Raw genomic sequence first — 13,257 nt, 5'->3', positions numbered from 1 at the left:
TATTTGGTGTAGAGGGACAGAGCTGAAGGGGCGCCGGGCAATGACTGTTTATACCTTTGATTTTGATGAAATAGCTGAGCAACAGGATTTCTATCGTGAGTTTTCCCGCGCCTTCGCGCTACCGGATAAGCAGGTGGATAACCTTGACGCGCTGTGGAGCGCGGTGACGGGAGGGCGCTTACCGTTCCCGCTGGAGATTGAATTTGTCCATCTGGATGAAAAACAGCGTCGTCGCTTTGGTGCGTTAATTTTGCTGTTCGATGAAGCGGAAGAGGAGCTGGAAGGGCTACTACGTTTTAATGCCCGTTGGGCATAAAAAAGCCCCCGGCAGGCGGGGGCAAGTCGTCGGATAAGACGACGAGGGTTTATTTGTACAACTCAGCAGTCGCGTGCCAGCTGTCGCCGGTACGAGCTTCAATAATGCGGTAGCTGCTGGCGCCTTCTTTCTCGGCTTTAGCCGCCAGTTCCTGGCGCATATCCATTGGCGCGCTACCTACTTGCGATACAGAGATAGTGCCCATTGGTTGCAGGTTTTGTGCTTGATCGGCGTTCACTTGCTGTACGGCTGCGCTTGCGCCGAAAGAGAGAACAGATGCCAGACCCAGGGATGCGATGATAATTGCGCTTTTCATAATCTTTACTCCAACCATTTGTGCAGCGGCGGGAGATTTCATATGAACCCAGGCCGCTGAAGAGATACTGTTTCAGTTAATGACCGACAATCGTTAAAGCTTATTTATAAAGTTCAGCAGTGGCGTGCCAATGGTCGCCGGTGCGAGCTTCGATAATGCGATAAGAAGAAGCACCTTCTTCTTGTGCTTTTTTGTTCAGCATTTCATGCATATCCATCGGGGAAGAACCTACCGCGCCGATAGATACGGTGCCCAGTGACTGGCGGCTTTCCGCTTGAGTGCTGTTGATTGAATCAGCGGCGAAAGCGCCAAAGGACAGTACGGATAGCATGCTGAGTGCGGCTACAGTGGTTTTGATTTTCATGATGTTCACCTCGTCGAATTTTATTATTAGGGGGCTTTGTTTCGTGACCCTCATCACAAAATCAAGTATACACTAATCACCAAAAATATTAATACCATGCTAATTGTTTTCAGTGTAAATAATTTCCAAGAAATGTCGTTTTTATAACGTATAAGAATTAGAAATGTCATTCATGGGGTGAATGACATGATTATTTATATTTAAATCAAATAGATATTGCGCTTTGATCTTTTGTGCGCTTTAGTCGTTATCATTCGGTAAAGGAATGTATAGAGGTGGAAAACCACACTAAATGTTAAAAAAATGCTGCTTTATTTGAAGGTTTGGGGAATAGCATTTTGCGGGGAAGAACCCTCTGGCAGGAACCAGAGGGGGAGCGCTTAGAGTTCCTGTTCGAACAGGACCAGAATCGCGTCGTAGAGATCTTTAACGGAAAAACCGCGGGCAGGGGTGGTAAAGATAGTGTCATCACCCGCGATACTACCCAGAATACCTTCGGCTTTGCCTAAGGAATCCAGCAGGCGTGCGATCAGCTGCGCCGCGCCGGGGCTGGTGTGGATCACTACCACTGCATCGTTATAATCGATGTCCAGCACCAGGTTTTTCAGCGGGCTGGAGGTCGTCGGCACGCCGAGTTCGGCAGGCAAACAGTAGACCATTTCCATTTTGGCGTTACGCGTGCGAACGGCGCCAAACTTTGTCAGCATGCGGGAAACTTTCGATTGGTTGATGTTCTCGAAACCTTCTTCCTGCAGCGCCTGAACGATTTCGCCTTGCGAGCTGAATTTTTCTTCTTTAAGCAGCGATTTAAACGCTTTAACCAGTTCTTCTTGTTTTGCCGAACTACGCATAAGTCACCCAGATTATGGTGGTAAAAACAACATCATTATGCATACAAGTGCATTTTTATGCAAATAATCCGCAAAGGAATAGCGTAAATAATGTTATGAAAGGCGCATATTTTAGCAAATAACCCTGATGAGGAACATGCCTGCATCACAGCGGGTAAATTGCTGTAAAAGTGAAATAAATGTTATGAAATTGATATTGTTTTGCCGAGCGAGCTGGGTGTATTGTAACCAATAGTCGATCCGGTACTACGGCTTTGCTGGATGGCCAGTCTCAGGAAGAAAAATGCGAATTTGCTGCATCATTGCGCGTACCCCGCATTCTTCAGCCATAATTATTGTAATTGTTCATCTTGTGAATTAAGGTCCAGGCGACGGAATAACGAAAGACTATACCCGTCATACTTCGAGCTGCATGGGCGTTGGCTGCAATCGTTCACCCCAGTCACTTACTTCAGTAAGCTCCTGGGGATTCACTCTCTTGCCGCCTTCCTGCAACTCGAATTATTTAGGGTGTAAATTAACCATAATAAGGAGTTTAGGATGAAAGTTGCAGTCCTCGGCGCCGCTGGTGGAATCGGCCAGGCGCTTGCCCTACTACTTAAGACCCAACTGCCTTCAGGTTCAGAGCTCTCGTTGTACGACATCGCTCCGGTTACGCCGGGCGTGGCGGTAGATCTAAGTCATATTCCCACAGATGTAAAAATCAAAGGTTTCTCCGGTGAAGATGCTACCCCGGCGCTGGAAGGCGCTGATGTGGTGCTGATTTCCGCCGGCGTCGCGCGTAAGCCCGGCATGGATCGCTCCGACTTATTTAATGTTAATGCCGGTATCGTTAAAAACCTGGTGCAGCAGATTGCGAAAACCTGTCCGCAGGCCTGCATCGGTATTATCACCAACCCGGTAAATACCACCGTCGCTATCGCCGCCGAAGTGCTGAAAAAAGCCGGCGTGTACGATAAAAACAAACTGTTTGGCGTTACCACTCTCGATATCATTCGTTCTAATACTTTTGTCGCCGAGCTCAAAGGCAAGTCGGCCACCGAGGTTGAAGTTCCGGTCATTGGCGGCCACTCTGGCGTCACTATCCTGCCTTTATTGTCGCAGATTTCTGGCGTCAGCTTTAGCGAGCAGGAAGTCGCGGATCTCACTAAACGTATTCAAAACGCCGGGACGGAAGTCGTGGAAGCGAAAGCGGGCGGCGGGTCGGCAACACTCTCTATGGGCCAGGCCGCTGCGCGTTTCGGGCTCTCACTGGTGCGTGCCATGCAGGGTGAAAAAGGCGTGGTTGAATGTGCCTACGTCGAAGGCGACGGCCAGTATGCCCGTTTCTTCTCGCAGCCGCTGCTGTTGGGCAAAAATGGCGTGGAAGAGCGCCAGTCCATCGGTAAACTCAGCGCTTTTGAACAACAGGCGCTGGAAGGCATGCTGGATACGCTGAAGAAAGATATCGCCCTCGGCGAAGATTTCGTCAACAAGTAACGTCTCGTTAGCAGAAAAGCCGGAACCGTCGTTCCGGCTTTTTTATCACCTCATATCCCTGGCGAATGCGCCGCCTGGCGGCTAAATCTGCTAAAATCCCCGCGTCTTAAGCCCCAAGCAATGAGGACGTTGTGAAAAAGATCGACAGAAAGCAGACCAGGGACCACATTACGCAAATTATTCGCTATCAAATTCTTTCCGGAGCGATGAAAGCGGGAGATGAGCTGGCGCAGGAGAGTATTGCCGAGCAGCTAGGGCTTTCACGTATGCCGGTTAGAGAAGCGTTGCAGTCTCTTGAACAAGAGGGGTTTCTGGTGCGCTTGCCTAACCGTCATATGCAGGTATCAAAGCTGGTGCCCGATGATGTTAGCCATATTTTCCGCGTGATAGCGGTGATGGCTGCCGAATTGTTCACTCTCGTGCCGACAAACCAGGGGGAATTGCTGCTCGGGCGCGCGCAGGCCCTGGCGCAGCCTGGCGACAAAACTCGCGAACTGGATTTTCATCAGTTACTGATTTCCTATCTTGATAACCGTTATCTGGCGAAGGCATATCAGCAATTTTTGGATGGTTATATCTCTTATGTCATTCTGTATCTGAAAGACGATAGCCAGGAATCGGCACTGATACTACATGAACTGGCTGGAGCCATTAGCCGCGGCGATGCGGGCAATATTGCTCAGGCAACACAGCGTTATTTCCTCATGCTTGCGGAAATTATGCGTCAACATATGAAGGATTGGGAAAGTGCAGAAGCCTAAATTAGGGAAAATTAAGCTTCTTTCGGCGAAAGAGCAGGTCGCGGCGGTATTACGCAAAGCGATTCTTTCGCGGGATTTAGTGGAAGGGCAGGAGATAACTCTCGAAGGCATTGCCCGCATGGTTGGGGTTTCCAGCATGCCGGTGCGCGAAGCGTTTCAGATTTTAGCCACCGATGGCCTGATTAAAGTCCGCCCCAATAAAGGGGCGGTGGTGTTAGGGATCAACGAGCAGACGATTCGCGAGCATTATGAAATTCGCGCGCTGCTGGAAAGTGAGGCGGTGGCGAAGGCATCTCGTCCCGGCACGGATATTTCGCGCATTGCCCAGGTACACTACTCAGCAGAAAAAGCGCTGGCCGATAATAACTTCACTGAATATTCCGACCTGAATCAGGCTTTCCATATGGAGATCTGGAACGCCGCGGGCAACGAAAAAATGAAGATGCTGCTCTGCAACATGTGGAACGGACTGTCGATGGGGCACAAGGTCACCGAAGCGGAGTATGCAGCTATCTCGATACAGGAACATAAAGAGATTTTACAGGCACTTGAACAGCATAATGAAGAGCTGGCGCGTCAGCGCATGCGCGAGCATATTATCCGCTCAATGGAAAATATGCTCACGCGATACCTTCCCGAAACCTCTGTATAGCGCTAAAGCCTGCTGGTTTTAGTCGCATTCATCAACGCTATTAATCATCTCTTGTGACGATCTGCAGAGGATCTTGATGCAGATCGCACTGCGCGATCTTTGTGTAAAAACGCATTGACTTACTTTTTGCATGGGCATAATTTCTCCCTCGTCAATATTGGATACAATATCATATATCATTGATAGGGATAATTATAAATATGGAACCGATTACCATCACCTTATGTTTGCTGGTGTTCGCTATCGTCATGTTCGTCTGGGAGAAGGTGCCTTTGGCAGTGACTTCCATGGTGGTCTGCGTGGCGTTAGTGCTCACCGGCGTGTTGGATCTAAAACAAGCTTTTGCCGGTTTTATCGACTCCAACGTCATTCTTTTTGTCGCCATGTTCATCGTCGGCGGGGCGTTATTTGAAACCGGGATGGCCAATAAAGTTGGTGGGGTGATCACTCACTTCGCCAAAACCGAAAAACAGCTGATTTTCACCATCATGGTGGTCGTCGGCGTGATGTCGGGTTTTCTTTCCAACACCGGTACGGCGGCGGTACTGATCCCGGTAGTGATTGGCGTGGCGGCGAAATCGGGTTTTGCCCGCTCTCGTTTACTGATGCCGCTGGTATTTGCCGCCGCGCTCGGCGGTAACCTGTCGCTGATTGGCGCGCCCGGCAACCTGATCGCGCAATCGGCGTTGCAGAATATCGGTAGCGGGTTTGGCTTCTTTGAGTATGCGAAGGTGGGTTTACCGATGCTGCTCTGCGGCATCCTCTATTTCCTGACGATTGGCTATAAATTCCTGCCTGCTACCGCGAATGGCGGTGAAGTCGGTAGCGTCGGCGAACAGCGAGATTACAGCCACGTTCCGCGCTGGAAACAGATCCTGTCTCTGGTGGTGCTGATCGCCACGATCCTCGGCATGATTTTTGAGAAACAGACCGGCATTAGCCTGACGGTGGCAGGCTGTATCGGTGCGTTAGTTCTGGTGTTTACCGGCGTGCTGACGGAAAAGCAGGCCTATAAAGCGATTGATTCACAGACTATTTTCATTTTTGGCGGCACGCTGGCGCTGGCAAAAGCGCTGGAAATGACCGGTGCTGGGAAGCTGGTTGCCGATCATGTCATCGGCATGCTGGGCCAGAACTCTTCCCCATTCATGTTGATGGCGGTGGTCTTTGCGCTGTCCGTCATCATGACCAACTTTATGTCCAATACCGCCACCGTCGCGCTACTGGTACCGGTGAGTTTGTCGATCGCGGCCGGTATGGGCGCCGATCCGAAAGCGGTTTTGATGGCGACCGTTATCGGCAGCTCCTGCGCCTACGCGACGCCGATCGGCATGCCCGCCAACATGATGGTGCTATCGGCCGGCGGCTATAAGTTTGTCGATTACGCCAAATCCGGCCTTCCTCTGATTCTCGTTTCTACCATTGTCAGCCTCGTACTGCTGCCAATTCTTTTCCCTTTTCACCCGTAATTTACGGACGCTGTTCTGACTAAGGAGCCTTTATGAGCAAAAGCGAACAGATATCCCGAATGACCGATATTATGGCCAAATTCGTGGGATATACCGGCAAAGTATTGCCTGATGACGTCACTGCAAAACTGAAAGAGTTGCATAAAAAAGAGACCAGCCATCTGGCGGACGTCATCTTTACCACCATGATTGAAAACCAGCGTCTGGCGAAAGAGCTGGATCGTCCGTCTTGCCAGGACACCGGCGTGATTCAGTTTTTGGTTGAGTGCGGCGCCAACTTCCCGCTGATTGGTGAACTGGAAGCGCTGCTGCGCGAATCGGTGATTAAAGCCACCGTGGATTCTCCGCTGCGCCACAACAGCGTAGAGACCTTTGACGAATACAACACCGGTAAAAACGTGGGTAAAGGTACGCCGACGGTATTCTGGGAGATCGTCCCTGATTCTGACCAGTGCAGTATTTACACCTATATGGCCGGCGGCGGCTGCTCGCTGCCGGGTAAAGCGATGGTGCTAATGCCGGGCGCTGGATACGAAGGCGTAACTCGTTTCGTGCTGGATGTCATGACCAGTTATGGCCTGAACGCCTGTCCGCCGCTGCTGGTTGGCGTTGGCGTCGCGACTTCCGTTGAAACCGCGGCGCTACTGTCGAAGAAAGCGCTGATGCGCCCGGTGGGGTCGCACAATGAGAATGAACGTGCCGCATCGCTGGAGAAAATGCTCGAAGACGGCATTAATAAAATCGGCCTTGGCCCGCAGGGAATGTCCGGTAACACCTCGGTGATGGGCGTCAATATCGAAAATACTGCGCGCCATCCTTCCACCATCGGCGTGGCGGTCAACGTCGGCTGCTGGTCGCACCGCAAAGGACATATCGTTTTCGATAAAGATTTGAATTACACCATTACTTCTCACACAGGAGTGGCTTTCTGATGACTAAAAAAATACTCACTACGCCAATTAAAGATGAAGATTTAGCTGATATTAAAGCGGGCGATATTATTTATCTCAATGGTCATATTGTTACCTGTCGTGATGTTGCCCATCGTCGTTTGATTGAAGGCGGACGTGAATTACCGGTCAACGTTGCCGGCGGCGCGATATTACATGCCGGGCCCATTGTGCGGCCGATTAAAGGTACAGAAGATAAATTTGAAATGGTTTCTGTTGGACCAACCACCAGTATGCGCATGGAGAAATTTGAAAAAGAATTTATTGCTAAGACCGGTGTGAAATTAATTGTCGGCAAAGGCGGCATGGGTAAGGGGACCGAAGAGGGCTGCGCCGAACATAAAGCGCTGCACTGCGTCTTCCCGGCCGGATGCGCGGTGGTCGCCGCGGTCTGTGTAGAAGAAATTGAAGATGCCCAGTGGCGTGATTTGGGGATGCCGGAAACCTTATGGGTTTGCCGGGTGAAAGAGTTCGGTCCACTGATTGTGTCGATCGATACCCACGGGAATAACCTGTTTGAGCAGAATAAAGTGATATTTAATCAGCGCAAAGAGATTGTCGCTGATGAAATCTGTCAGCACGTAAGTTTTATTCAATAACTCCCGGTTAAATATATTGCGCAGTAGTGGCGAAAATTAATTTCCGCGATAAAGAGGCTTCTGACTATGTGGTCTGGGGAAATCCACTCGGCTATCGCGGCTGTTTATTACGCCATTATTGCGCCCCTCCAAAGGCTATTTTATGACTGATGCTGCGCTGTTAGGCGAAGGCTTCACCCTGATGTTTCTTGGCATGGGCTTCGTGCTGCTGTTCCTGCTGCTGCTCATTTTCGCCATCCGGGGGATGTCCGTCGCCGTTACCCGTCTGTTTCCTGAGCCGCCTGCCGCGCCCAAAGCGGCGCCCGCGGCCGTCGCGCCCGCTGACGACTTCGCCCGTTTAAAGCCGGCGATTGTCGCCGCCATTCACCACCATCACCGCCTTAATCCTTAATTCACGGAGGAATTCATGACCGTTGCCATTACCGATGTCGTCCTGCGCGACGCCCACCAGTCCCTGTTCGCCACCCGCCTGCGTCTCGACGATATGCTGCCCGTTGCGGCCGCGCTCGACGACGTCGGCTACCGCTCGCTGGAATGCTGGGGCGGCGCCACCTTTGACGCCTGCATCCGCTTCCTCGGCGAGGACCCGTGGGTCCGCCTGCGCGAGCTGAAAAAAGCGATGCCGAAAACCCCGCTGCAGATGCTGCTGCGCGGCCAGAACCTGCTCGGCTACCGCCACTACGCCGACGACGTGGTGGAGCGCTTTGTCGAGCGCGCCGTCAAAAACGGCATGGACGTGTTCCGCGTCTTCGATGCCATGAACGACCCGCGCAACATGCAGGCCGCCCTGCAGGCGGTCCGCCGCCACGGCGCCCACGCCCAGGGCACCCTCAGCTACACCACCAGCCCGGCGCACACCCTGCAGACCTGGCTCGACCTCACCGAACAGCTGCTGGAGAACGGCGTTGACTCCATCGCCATCAAGGACATGTCCGGCATCCTCACCCCGCATGCCGCCTTTGAGCTGGTCAGCGAAATCAAAAAACGCTATGACGTCACCCTGCACCTGCACTGCCACGCCACCACCGGCATGGCGGAAATGGCGCTGCTGAAGGCCATTGAAGCCGGCGTCGACGGCGTTGATACCGCCATCTCCTCGATGAGCGCCACCTACGGCCACCCGGCTACCGAAGCGCTGGTGGCCACCCTCGCCGGCACGCCGTACGACACCGGCCTCGATATCCACAAGCTGGAGAGCATCGCCGCGTACTTCCGCGAGGTACGCAAAAAATACCACGCCTTCGAAGGCCAGCTGAAAGGCACCGACAGCCGCATCCTCGTCGCCCAGGTGCCGGGCGGGATGCTCACCAACCTCGAAAGCCAGCTGAAGCAGCAGAACGCCGCCGATAAGCTGGACCAGGTGCTGGCGGAAATTCCCCGCGTGCGCGAGGACCTCGGCTTCATCCCGCTGGTCACCCCGACCTCGCAGATTGTCGGCACCCAGGCGGTGCTCAACGTGCTGGGCGGCGAGCGCTACAAAACCATTGCGAAGGAGACCGCCGGTATCCTGAAAGGCGAATACGGCCACACCCCGGCGCCGGTTAACGCCGCCCTGCAGGCGCGGGTGCTCAACGGCGCCGACGCCGTCACCTGCCGCCCGGCGGATTTACTCAAGCCGGAGCTGGCGGAGCTGGAAGCCGACGTGAAACACCAGGCGCAGGAGAAGGGCATCACGCTTGCCGATAACGCCATCGACGACGTGCTCACCGTGGCGCTGTTCCCGCAGGTCGGCCTGAAGTTCCTCGAAAACCGCCACAACCCGGCGGCCTTTGAGCCCGTGCCGCAGGTGGAAGAAGCAAAATCTGCCGCGCCGGCAAAAGCCGCCGCCTCCGGCGTCTACACCGTCGAAGTGGAAGGCAAAGCCTTCGTGGTCAAAGTCAGCGACGGCGGCGACGTCAGCCAGCTCAGCGCCGCTGCGCCGGTAGCCGCTGCCGCCCCGGCCCCGGCAGGCGCCGGCACCCCGGTGACCGCGCCGCTGGCGGGCACTATCTGGAAGGTGCTGGCCAGCGAAGGCCAGGCGGTGGCGGCAGGCGAGGTGCTGCTGATTCTGGAAGCCATGAAGATGGAAACCGAAATCCGCGCCGCGCAGGCCGGTACCGTACGCGGTATCGCGGTGAAATCCGGCGATGCGGTGGCGGTCGGCGACACCCTGCTGCAGCTGGCGTAAGGACGAGGAGCGCAAATGGAAAGTCTGAACGCCCTGATTCAGGGCATGGGGCTGATGCACCTGGGGGCCGGCCAGGCGGTGATGCTGCTGGTCAGCCTGCTGCTGCTGTGGCTGGCGATTGCGAAAAAGTTCGAGCCGTTACTGCTGCTGCCGATTGGCTTCGGCGGCCTGCTCTCCAATATTCCGGAGGCCGGGCTGGCGCTGAGCGCGCTGGAAAACCTGCTGGCCCATCACGACCCGGTCCAGCTGGCGGTGATTGCCGCGAAGCTCAACTGCGCGCCGGATGTCCACGCCATCAAGGAGGCGCTGGCCCTGGCCCTGCCGTCGGTGCAGGGGCAGATGGAGACGCTGGCGGTGGACATGGGCTACTCCTCCGGGGTGCTGGCCATCTTCTATAAGGTGGCGATTGGCTCGGGTATCGCGCCGCTGGTGATCTTTATGGGCGTCGGGGCGATGACCGATTTCGGCCCGCTGCTGGCCAACCCGCGCACCCTGCTGCTGGGGGCGGCGGCGCAGTTCGGGATCTTCGCCACCGTGCTCGGGGCGCTGGCGCTGAACTACTTCGGCTTCATCCACTTCACCCTGCCGCAGGCGGCGGCCATCGGCATCATCGGCGGCGCCGACGGCCCGACGGCCATCTACCTGTCGAGCAAGCTGGCGCCGGAGCTGCTGGGAGCCATCGCGGTAGCCGCCTACTCCTACATGGCGCTGGTGCCGCTGATCCAGCCGCCGATCATGAAGGCGCTGACCAGCGACAAAGAGCGGAAGATCCGCATGGTGCAGCTGCGTACGGTGAGCAAACGCGAGAAGATCCTCTTCCCGGCGGTGCTGTTGCTGCTGGTGGCGCTGCTGCTGCCGGACGCCGCGCCGCTGCTGGGGATGTTCTGCTTCGGCAACCTGATGCGCGAAAGCGGCGTGGTGGATCGTCTGAGCGACACGGTGCAGAACGCGCTGATCAACATCGTCACCATCTTCCTCGGGCTGTCGGTGGGGGCCAAGCTGGTGGCGGACAAGTTCCTGCAGCCGCAGACGCTGGGGATCCTGCTGCTGGGGGTGATCGCCTTCTGCGTGGGCACCGCGGCCGGGGTGATCATGGCGAAGCTGATGAACGTGTTCAGTAAACACAAGATCAACCCGCTGATCGGCTCCGCCGGGGTGTCGGCGGTGCCGATGGCGGCGAGGGTGTCCAACAAGGTGGGTCTGGAAGCGGACGGGCAGAACTTCCTGCTGATGCACGCGATGGGCCCGAACGTGGCCGGGGTGATCGGCTCGGCGATCGCCGCCGGGGTGATGCTCAAGTACGTGCTGGCGATGTAAACCGGCATCCTTCCCGGATGGCGGCTGGCGCCTTATCCGGGCTACCGGTCCGCTCCGGTTTGTAGCCCGGTAAGCGCAGCGCCACCGGGGAGAGGTTCCCGGATAGCGGCTGGCGCCTTATCCGGGCGACCGGTCCGCTCCGGTTTGTAGCCCCGGTAAGCGCAGCGCGAGCCGGGAATTTTCCCTGAGGAGGCTTTGATGAATGAAACGGTAGCATTACGTCCTGGCAGCAGGTCGTCGGCAAAAGAGGGAGTCGTTGATGACACCCTGGCGTCGCTGGAGGAGCTTGAACAACTGCACCCGGCGTTGAATCTGCTGGCGCACCCGTCAATCGACCATGGCAGCCATGATTTCTTTGTCTGTTGTTATGACGCGGGTGTACAGCATGCGCAGACCGGGGAGGATGAAACGGTAGCGGCGTTGCTGGGTTCGCGGACGCATGAGCAGCAAAGGAGCGGCCTGCTTTGCGCCGCCGCCGGGCATCTGGATGCGCTGCGCCAGCCGCTGACGCATAACCGTTTATGCGATCTGGCCGGGCAGATGTGCGCCAGCGTGGCGCAGGCTGATAGTGAATCGCGCAGCGGTTTCTACAGCGTACGCAGTATCTCGCTGCCGGTGTATCGACGATTGCTGCGGGACAGTCATTCGCACAGCGTTTGTTTACAGCAGTCGCTGCTGCATTTGCTGGCCTGGAAGAGTGAATCGCCGTGGGCGCGGCAGCAGGCGCAACGGCTGTTGTGGCAGGGCGGCGTTCTCGGCGAGAGAGGGGAGTTCGCGTTACTGACGCTGGATGATGAACTGCGGGAGCGGCAGGTCCGCTGGCCATCGTTGTGGTCGCTGCTGGCGGTGACCGGGTTTCTGGCCAGATTCCCGGCCGGGCCGCTGTTTGTTGATTAATCGCGCTCCGATAACGGAGCGCTAATCGTTAATTTGTCGCCGGATATTCCTGTACCGCCACGTGCAGGGTGATTTTCTTATCATCGCGCATGATGACCACCGGGATTTCTGAACCCGGGCGAATTTCTGCGACCTGGTCCATGGTTTCCAGCGCCGAAACCGCTGGTTTATCGTTCACCGAGATGATCACGTCATTAGCGCGGATCCCCGCCTGCGCCGCCGGGCCATCCGGGGCGACGTCATTGACGACGATCCCCTGGATCTGATCCATGCCGCCGCTCTGCGCATGCATCGGCGCGATCTCGCGGCCGCTGATCCCGATGTAACCGCGGATCACCCGGCCGTCACGGATCAGTTTATCCATGATCTTGGTCGCCAGCTGGAACGGGATGGCAAAGCCGATCCCTTCCGGCGTTTCGCCGTCATTGCTCTTATCGAATGACAGGGTGTTAATTCCCATCAGTTCACCCAGCGAGTTGACCAGCGCGCCGCCGGAGTTGCCGTGGTTGATAGAAGCATCGGTTTGCAGGAAATTCTGCCGCCCGGTAGGGTTCAGGCCGATACGACCGGTCGCGCTGATGATGCCCTGGGTGATGGTTTGCCCGAGGTTATACGGGTTGCCTATCGCCAGTACTACATCGCCGATGTGTGGAACGCGTTTCGGGTTAATCGGGATGACCGGCAGGCCGCCGCTGGCGTTGATTTTGAGCACCGCCAGGTCGGTCAGGGTATCAGAACCGACCAACAGGGCCTCAAATACCCGTCCATCCTGCAAAGCGATGATTATCTGATCGGCATCGTTGATGACGTGCTTGTTGGTGAGGATATATCCGCGTTGGTCCATGATAACGCCGGATCCAAGCGTCAGCTGGTTATGGCTGGTGCTGTTCAGCGCGCGGTTATAGACGTTGACCACCGCAGGCGCGGCGCGTCTTACCGCTGCATTATAGCTGGCGGGCGATTCATCAGCGGTATCGCTCGGCGTCGCCGATGATAGCTGCCACTGGCGCAGCGAAGGCATCGCCGCCAGCAGGATGCCGCCGACGATTAAACCGATAAGGACTGAACGTAAAAGCTTTCCTGGCATGATGCGAATATCGTTAATTAATGGGCAGGCGC

General features: G+C 55.8%; 15 protein-coding genes. 11 read left to right on the top strand and 4 right to left on the bottom strand.

Annotated features, from left to right (window positions below; translation table 11 throughout):
- The first annotated feature begins 40 nt into the window (after positions 1–40).
- The gene (locus tag PGR79_RS08160) at positions 41–316 is read left to right on the top strand and encodes a barstar family protein (protein WP_087859174.1); all 276 of its coding nucleotides are present in this window, start codon (positions 41–43) and stop codon (positions 314–316) included.
- A gap of 49 nt (positions 317–365) precedes the next feature.
- Here PGR79_RS08160 and yhcN-B read toward each other — a convergent pair whose 3' ends face one another.
- From yhcN-B to argR, 3 genes are all read right to left on the bottom strand, one after another.
- Positions 366–632 carry a DUF1471 family stress response protein YhcN-B gene (gene yhcN-B / locus PGR79_RS08155; protein WP_015369472.1) on the bottom strand — a complete coding sequence of 89 codons (267 nt, stop codon included), beginning with the start codon at positions 630–632 and terminating at the stop codon, positions 366–368.
- A gap of 100 nt (positions 633–732) precedes the next feature.
- Positions 733–996, bottom strand: coding sequence for a peroxide/acid stress response protein YhcN (yhcN, locus tag PGR79_RS08150; RefSeq protein ID WP_015369473.1), 264 nt, complete (start codon positions 994–996; stop codon positions 733–735).
- A 380-nt stretch (positions 997–1,376) separates the two neighbouring features.
- Complete coding sequence (gene argR, locus PGR79_RS08145) at positions 1,377–1,847, bottom strand: transcriptional regulator ArgR (protein WP_015369474.1); 471 nt, start codon at positions 1,845–1,847, stop codon at positions 1,377–1,379.
- Positions 1,848–2,387: 540 nt separating this feature from the next.
- On the opposite strand from argR, the gene mdh reads away from it, so the two are divergent.
- From mdh to PGR79_RS08095, 10 genes are all read left to right on the top strand, one after another.
- Positions 2,388–3,326 carry a malate dehydrogenase gene (gene mdh, locus PGR79_RS08140; protein ID WP_045397222.1) on the top strand — a complete coding sequence of 313 codons (939 nt, stop codon included), beginning with the start codon at positions 2,388–2,390 and terminating at the stop codon, positions 3,324–3,326.
- Between the two features lie 131 nt (positions 3,327–3,457).
- The gene (locus PGR79_RS08135) at positions 3,458–4,087 is read left to right on the top strand and encodes a GntR family transcriptional regulator (protein WP_213317948.1); all 630 of its coding nucleotides are present in this window, start codon (positions 3,458–3,460) and stop codon (positions 4,085–4,087) included.
- Complete coding sequence (locus PGR79_RS08130; RefSeq protein ID WP_271032937.1) at positions 4,074–4,739, top strand: GntR family transcriptional regulator; 666 nt, start codon at positions 4,074–4,076, stop codon at positions 4,737–4,739. The genes PGR79_RS08135 and PGR79_RS08130 overlap by 14 nt, the downstream gene beginning before the upstream one ends.
- Positions 4,740–4,939: 200 nt before the next feature.
- Entirely contained in the window at positions 4,940–6,208 is a 1,269-nt protein-coding gene (locus tag PGR79_RS08125) for an SLC13 family permease (RefSeq protein WP_087859178.1), read from the top strand.
- A 32-nt stretch (positions 6,209–6,240) separates the two neighbouring features.
- A complete protein-coding gene (ttdA, locus tag PGR79_RS08120; RefSeq protein ID WP_087859179.1) occupies positions 6,241–7,140 on the top strand; it encodes a L(+)-tartrate dehydratase subunit alpha in 900 nt (299 codons plus the stop codon).
- A complete protein-coding gene (ttdB, locus tag PGR79_RS08115) occupies positions 7,140–7,757 on the top strand; it encodes a L(+)-tartrate dehydratase subunit beta (protein ID WP_271032936.1) in 618 nt (205 codons plus the stop codon). The genes ttdA and ttdB overlap by 1 nt, the downstream gene beginning before the upstream one ends.
- Before the next feature lie 142 nt (positions 7,758–7,899).
- A complete protein-coding gene (locus PGR79_RS08110) occupies positions 7,900–8,148 on the top strand; it encodes an oxaloacetate decarboxylase subunit gamma (RefSeq protein WP_113375039.1) in 249 nt (82 codons plus the stop codon).
- A gap of 15 nt (positions 8,149–8,163) precedes the next feature.
- Entirely contained in the window at positions 8,164–9,924 is a 1,761-nt protein-coding gene (gene oadA / locus PGR79_RS08105; RefSeq protein WP_430921417.1) for a sodium-extruding oxaloacetate decarboxylase subunit alpha, read from the top strand.
- Between the two features lie 15 nt (positions 9,925–9,939).
- The gene (locus PGR79_RS08100) at positions 9,940–11,241 is read left to right on the top strand and encodes an oxaloacetate decarboxylase subunit beta (protein WP_087859668.1); all 1,302 of its coding nucleotides are present in this window, start codon (positions 9,940–9,942) and stop codon (positions 11,239–11,241) included.
- Between the two features lie 198 nt (positions 11,242–11,439).
- Positions 11,440–12,138 carry a hypothetical protein gene (locus PGR79_RS08095; RefSeq protein ID WP_213316680.1) on the top strand — a complete coding sequence of 233 codons (699 nt, stop codon included), beginning with the start codon at positions 11,440–11,442 and terminating at the stop codon, positions 12,136–12,138.
- Between the two features lie 28 nt (positions 12,139–12,166).
- Here the strand turns inward: PGR79_RS08095 and degS are convergent, their stop codons facing one another.
- Positions 12,167–13,225: an outer membrane-stress sensor serine endopeptidase DegS gene (gene degS / locus PGR79_RS08090; RefSeq protein ID WP_015703614.1), complete on the bottom strand. Its 1,059-nt coding sequence runs from the start codon at positions 13,223–13,225 to the stop codon at positions 12,167–12,169.
- Positions 13,226–13,257: the final 32 nt, after the last annotated feature.

It is taken from the genome of Klebsiella sp. 141161, from assembly GCF_050600815.1.
GTDB lineage: Bacteria > Pseudomonadota > Gammaproteobacteria > Enterobacterales > Enterobacteriaceae > Klebsiella > Klebsiella aerogenes.
Note: the sequence above shows the minus strand (reverse complement) of the source record. Positions and strands in the feature narration are given on the sequence as shown.

Bases quoted from the DNA above. Each gene is read 5' to 3' on its own strand.
- PGR79_RS08160 (WP_087859174.1), top strand. From the start codon at position 41: ATGACTGTTTATACCTTTGATTTTGATGAAATAGCTGAGCAACAGGAT.
- yhcN-B (WP_015369472.1), bottom strand. From the start codon at position 632: ATGAAAAGCGCAATTATCATCGCATCCCTGGGTCTGGCATCTGTTCTC.
- yhcN (WP_015369473.1), bottom strand. From the start codon at position 996: ATGAAAATCAAAACCACTGTAGCCGCACTCAGCATGCTATCCGTACTG.
- argR (WP_015369474.1), bottom strand. From the start codon at position 1,847: ATGCGTAGTTCGGCAAAACAAGAAGAACTGGTTAAAGCGTTTAAATCG.
- mdh (WP_045397222.1), top strand. From the start codon at position 2,388: ATGAAAGTTGCAGTCCTCGGCGCCGCTGGTGGAATCGGCCAGGCGCTT.
- PGR79_RS08125 (WP_087859178.1), top strand. From the start codon at position 4,940: ATGGAACCGATTACCATCACCTTATGTTTGCTGGTGTTCGCTATCGTC.
- ttdA (WP_087859179.1), top strand. From the start codon at position 6,241: ATGAGCAAAAGCGAACAGATATCCCGAATGACCGATATTATGGCCAAA.
- ttdB (WP_271032936.1), top strand. From the start codon at position 7,140: ATGACTAAAAAAATACTCACTACGCCAATTAAAGATGAAGATTTAGCT.
- PGR79_RS08110 (WP_113375039.1), top strand. From the start codon at position 7,900: ATGACTGATGCTGCGCTGTTAGGCGAAGGCTTCACCCTGATGTTTCTT.
- oadA (WP_430921417.1), top strand. From the start codon at position 8,164: ATGACCGTTGCCATTACCGATGTCGTCCTGCGCGACGCCCACCAGTCC.
- PGR79_RS08100 (WP_087859668.1), top strand. From the start codon at position 9,940: ATGGAAAGTCTGAACGCCCTGATTCAGGGCATGGGGCTGATGCACCTG.
- PGR79_RS08095 (WP_213316680.1), top strand. From the start codon at position 11,440: ATGAATGAAACGGTAGCATTACGTCCTGGCAGCAGGTCGTCGGCAAAA.
- degS (WP_015703614.1), bottom strand. From the start codon at position 13,225: ATGCCAGGAAAGCTTTTACGTTCAGTCCTTATCGGTTTAATCGTCGGC.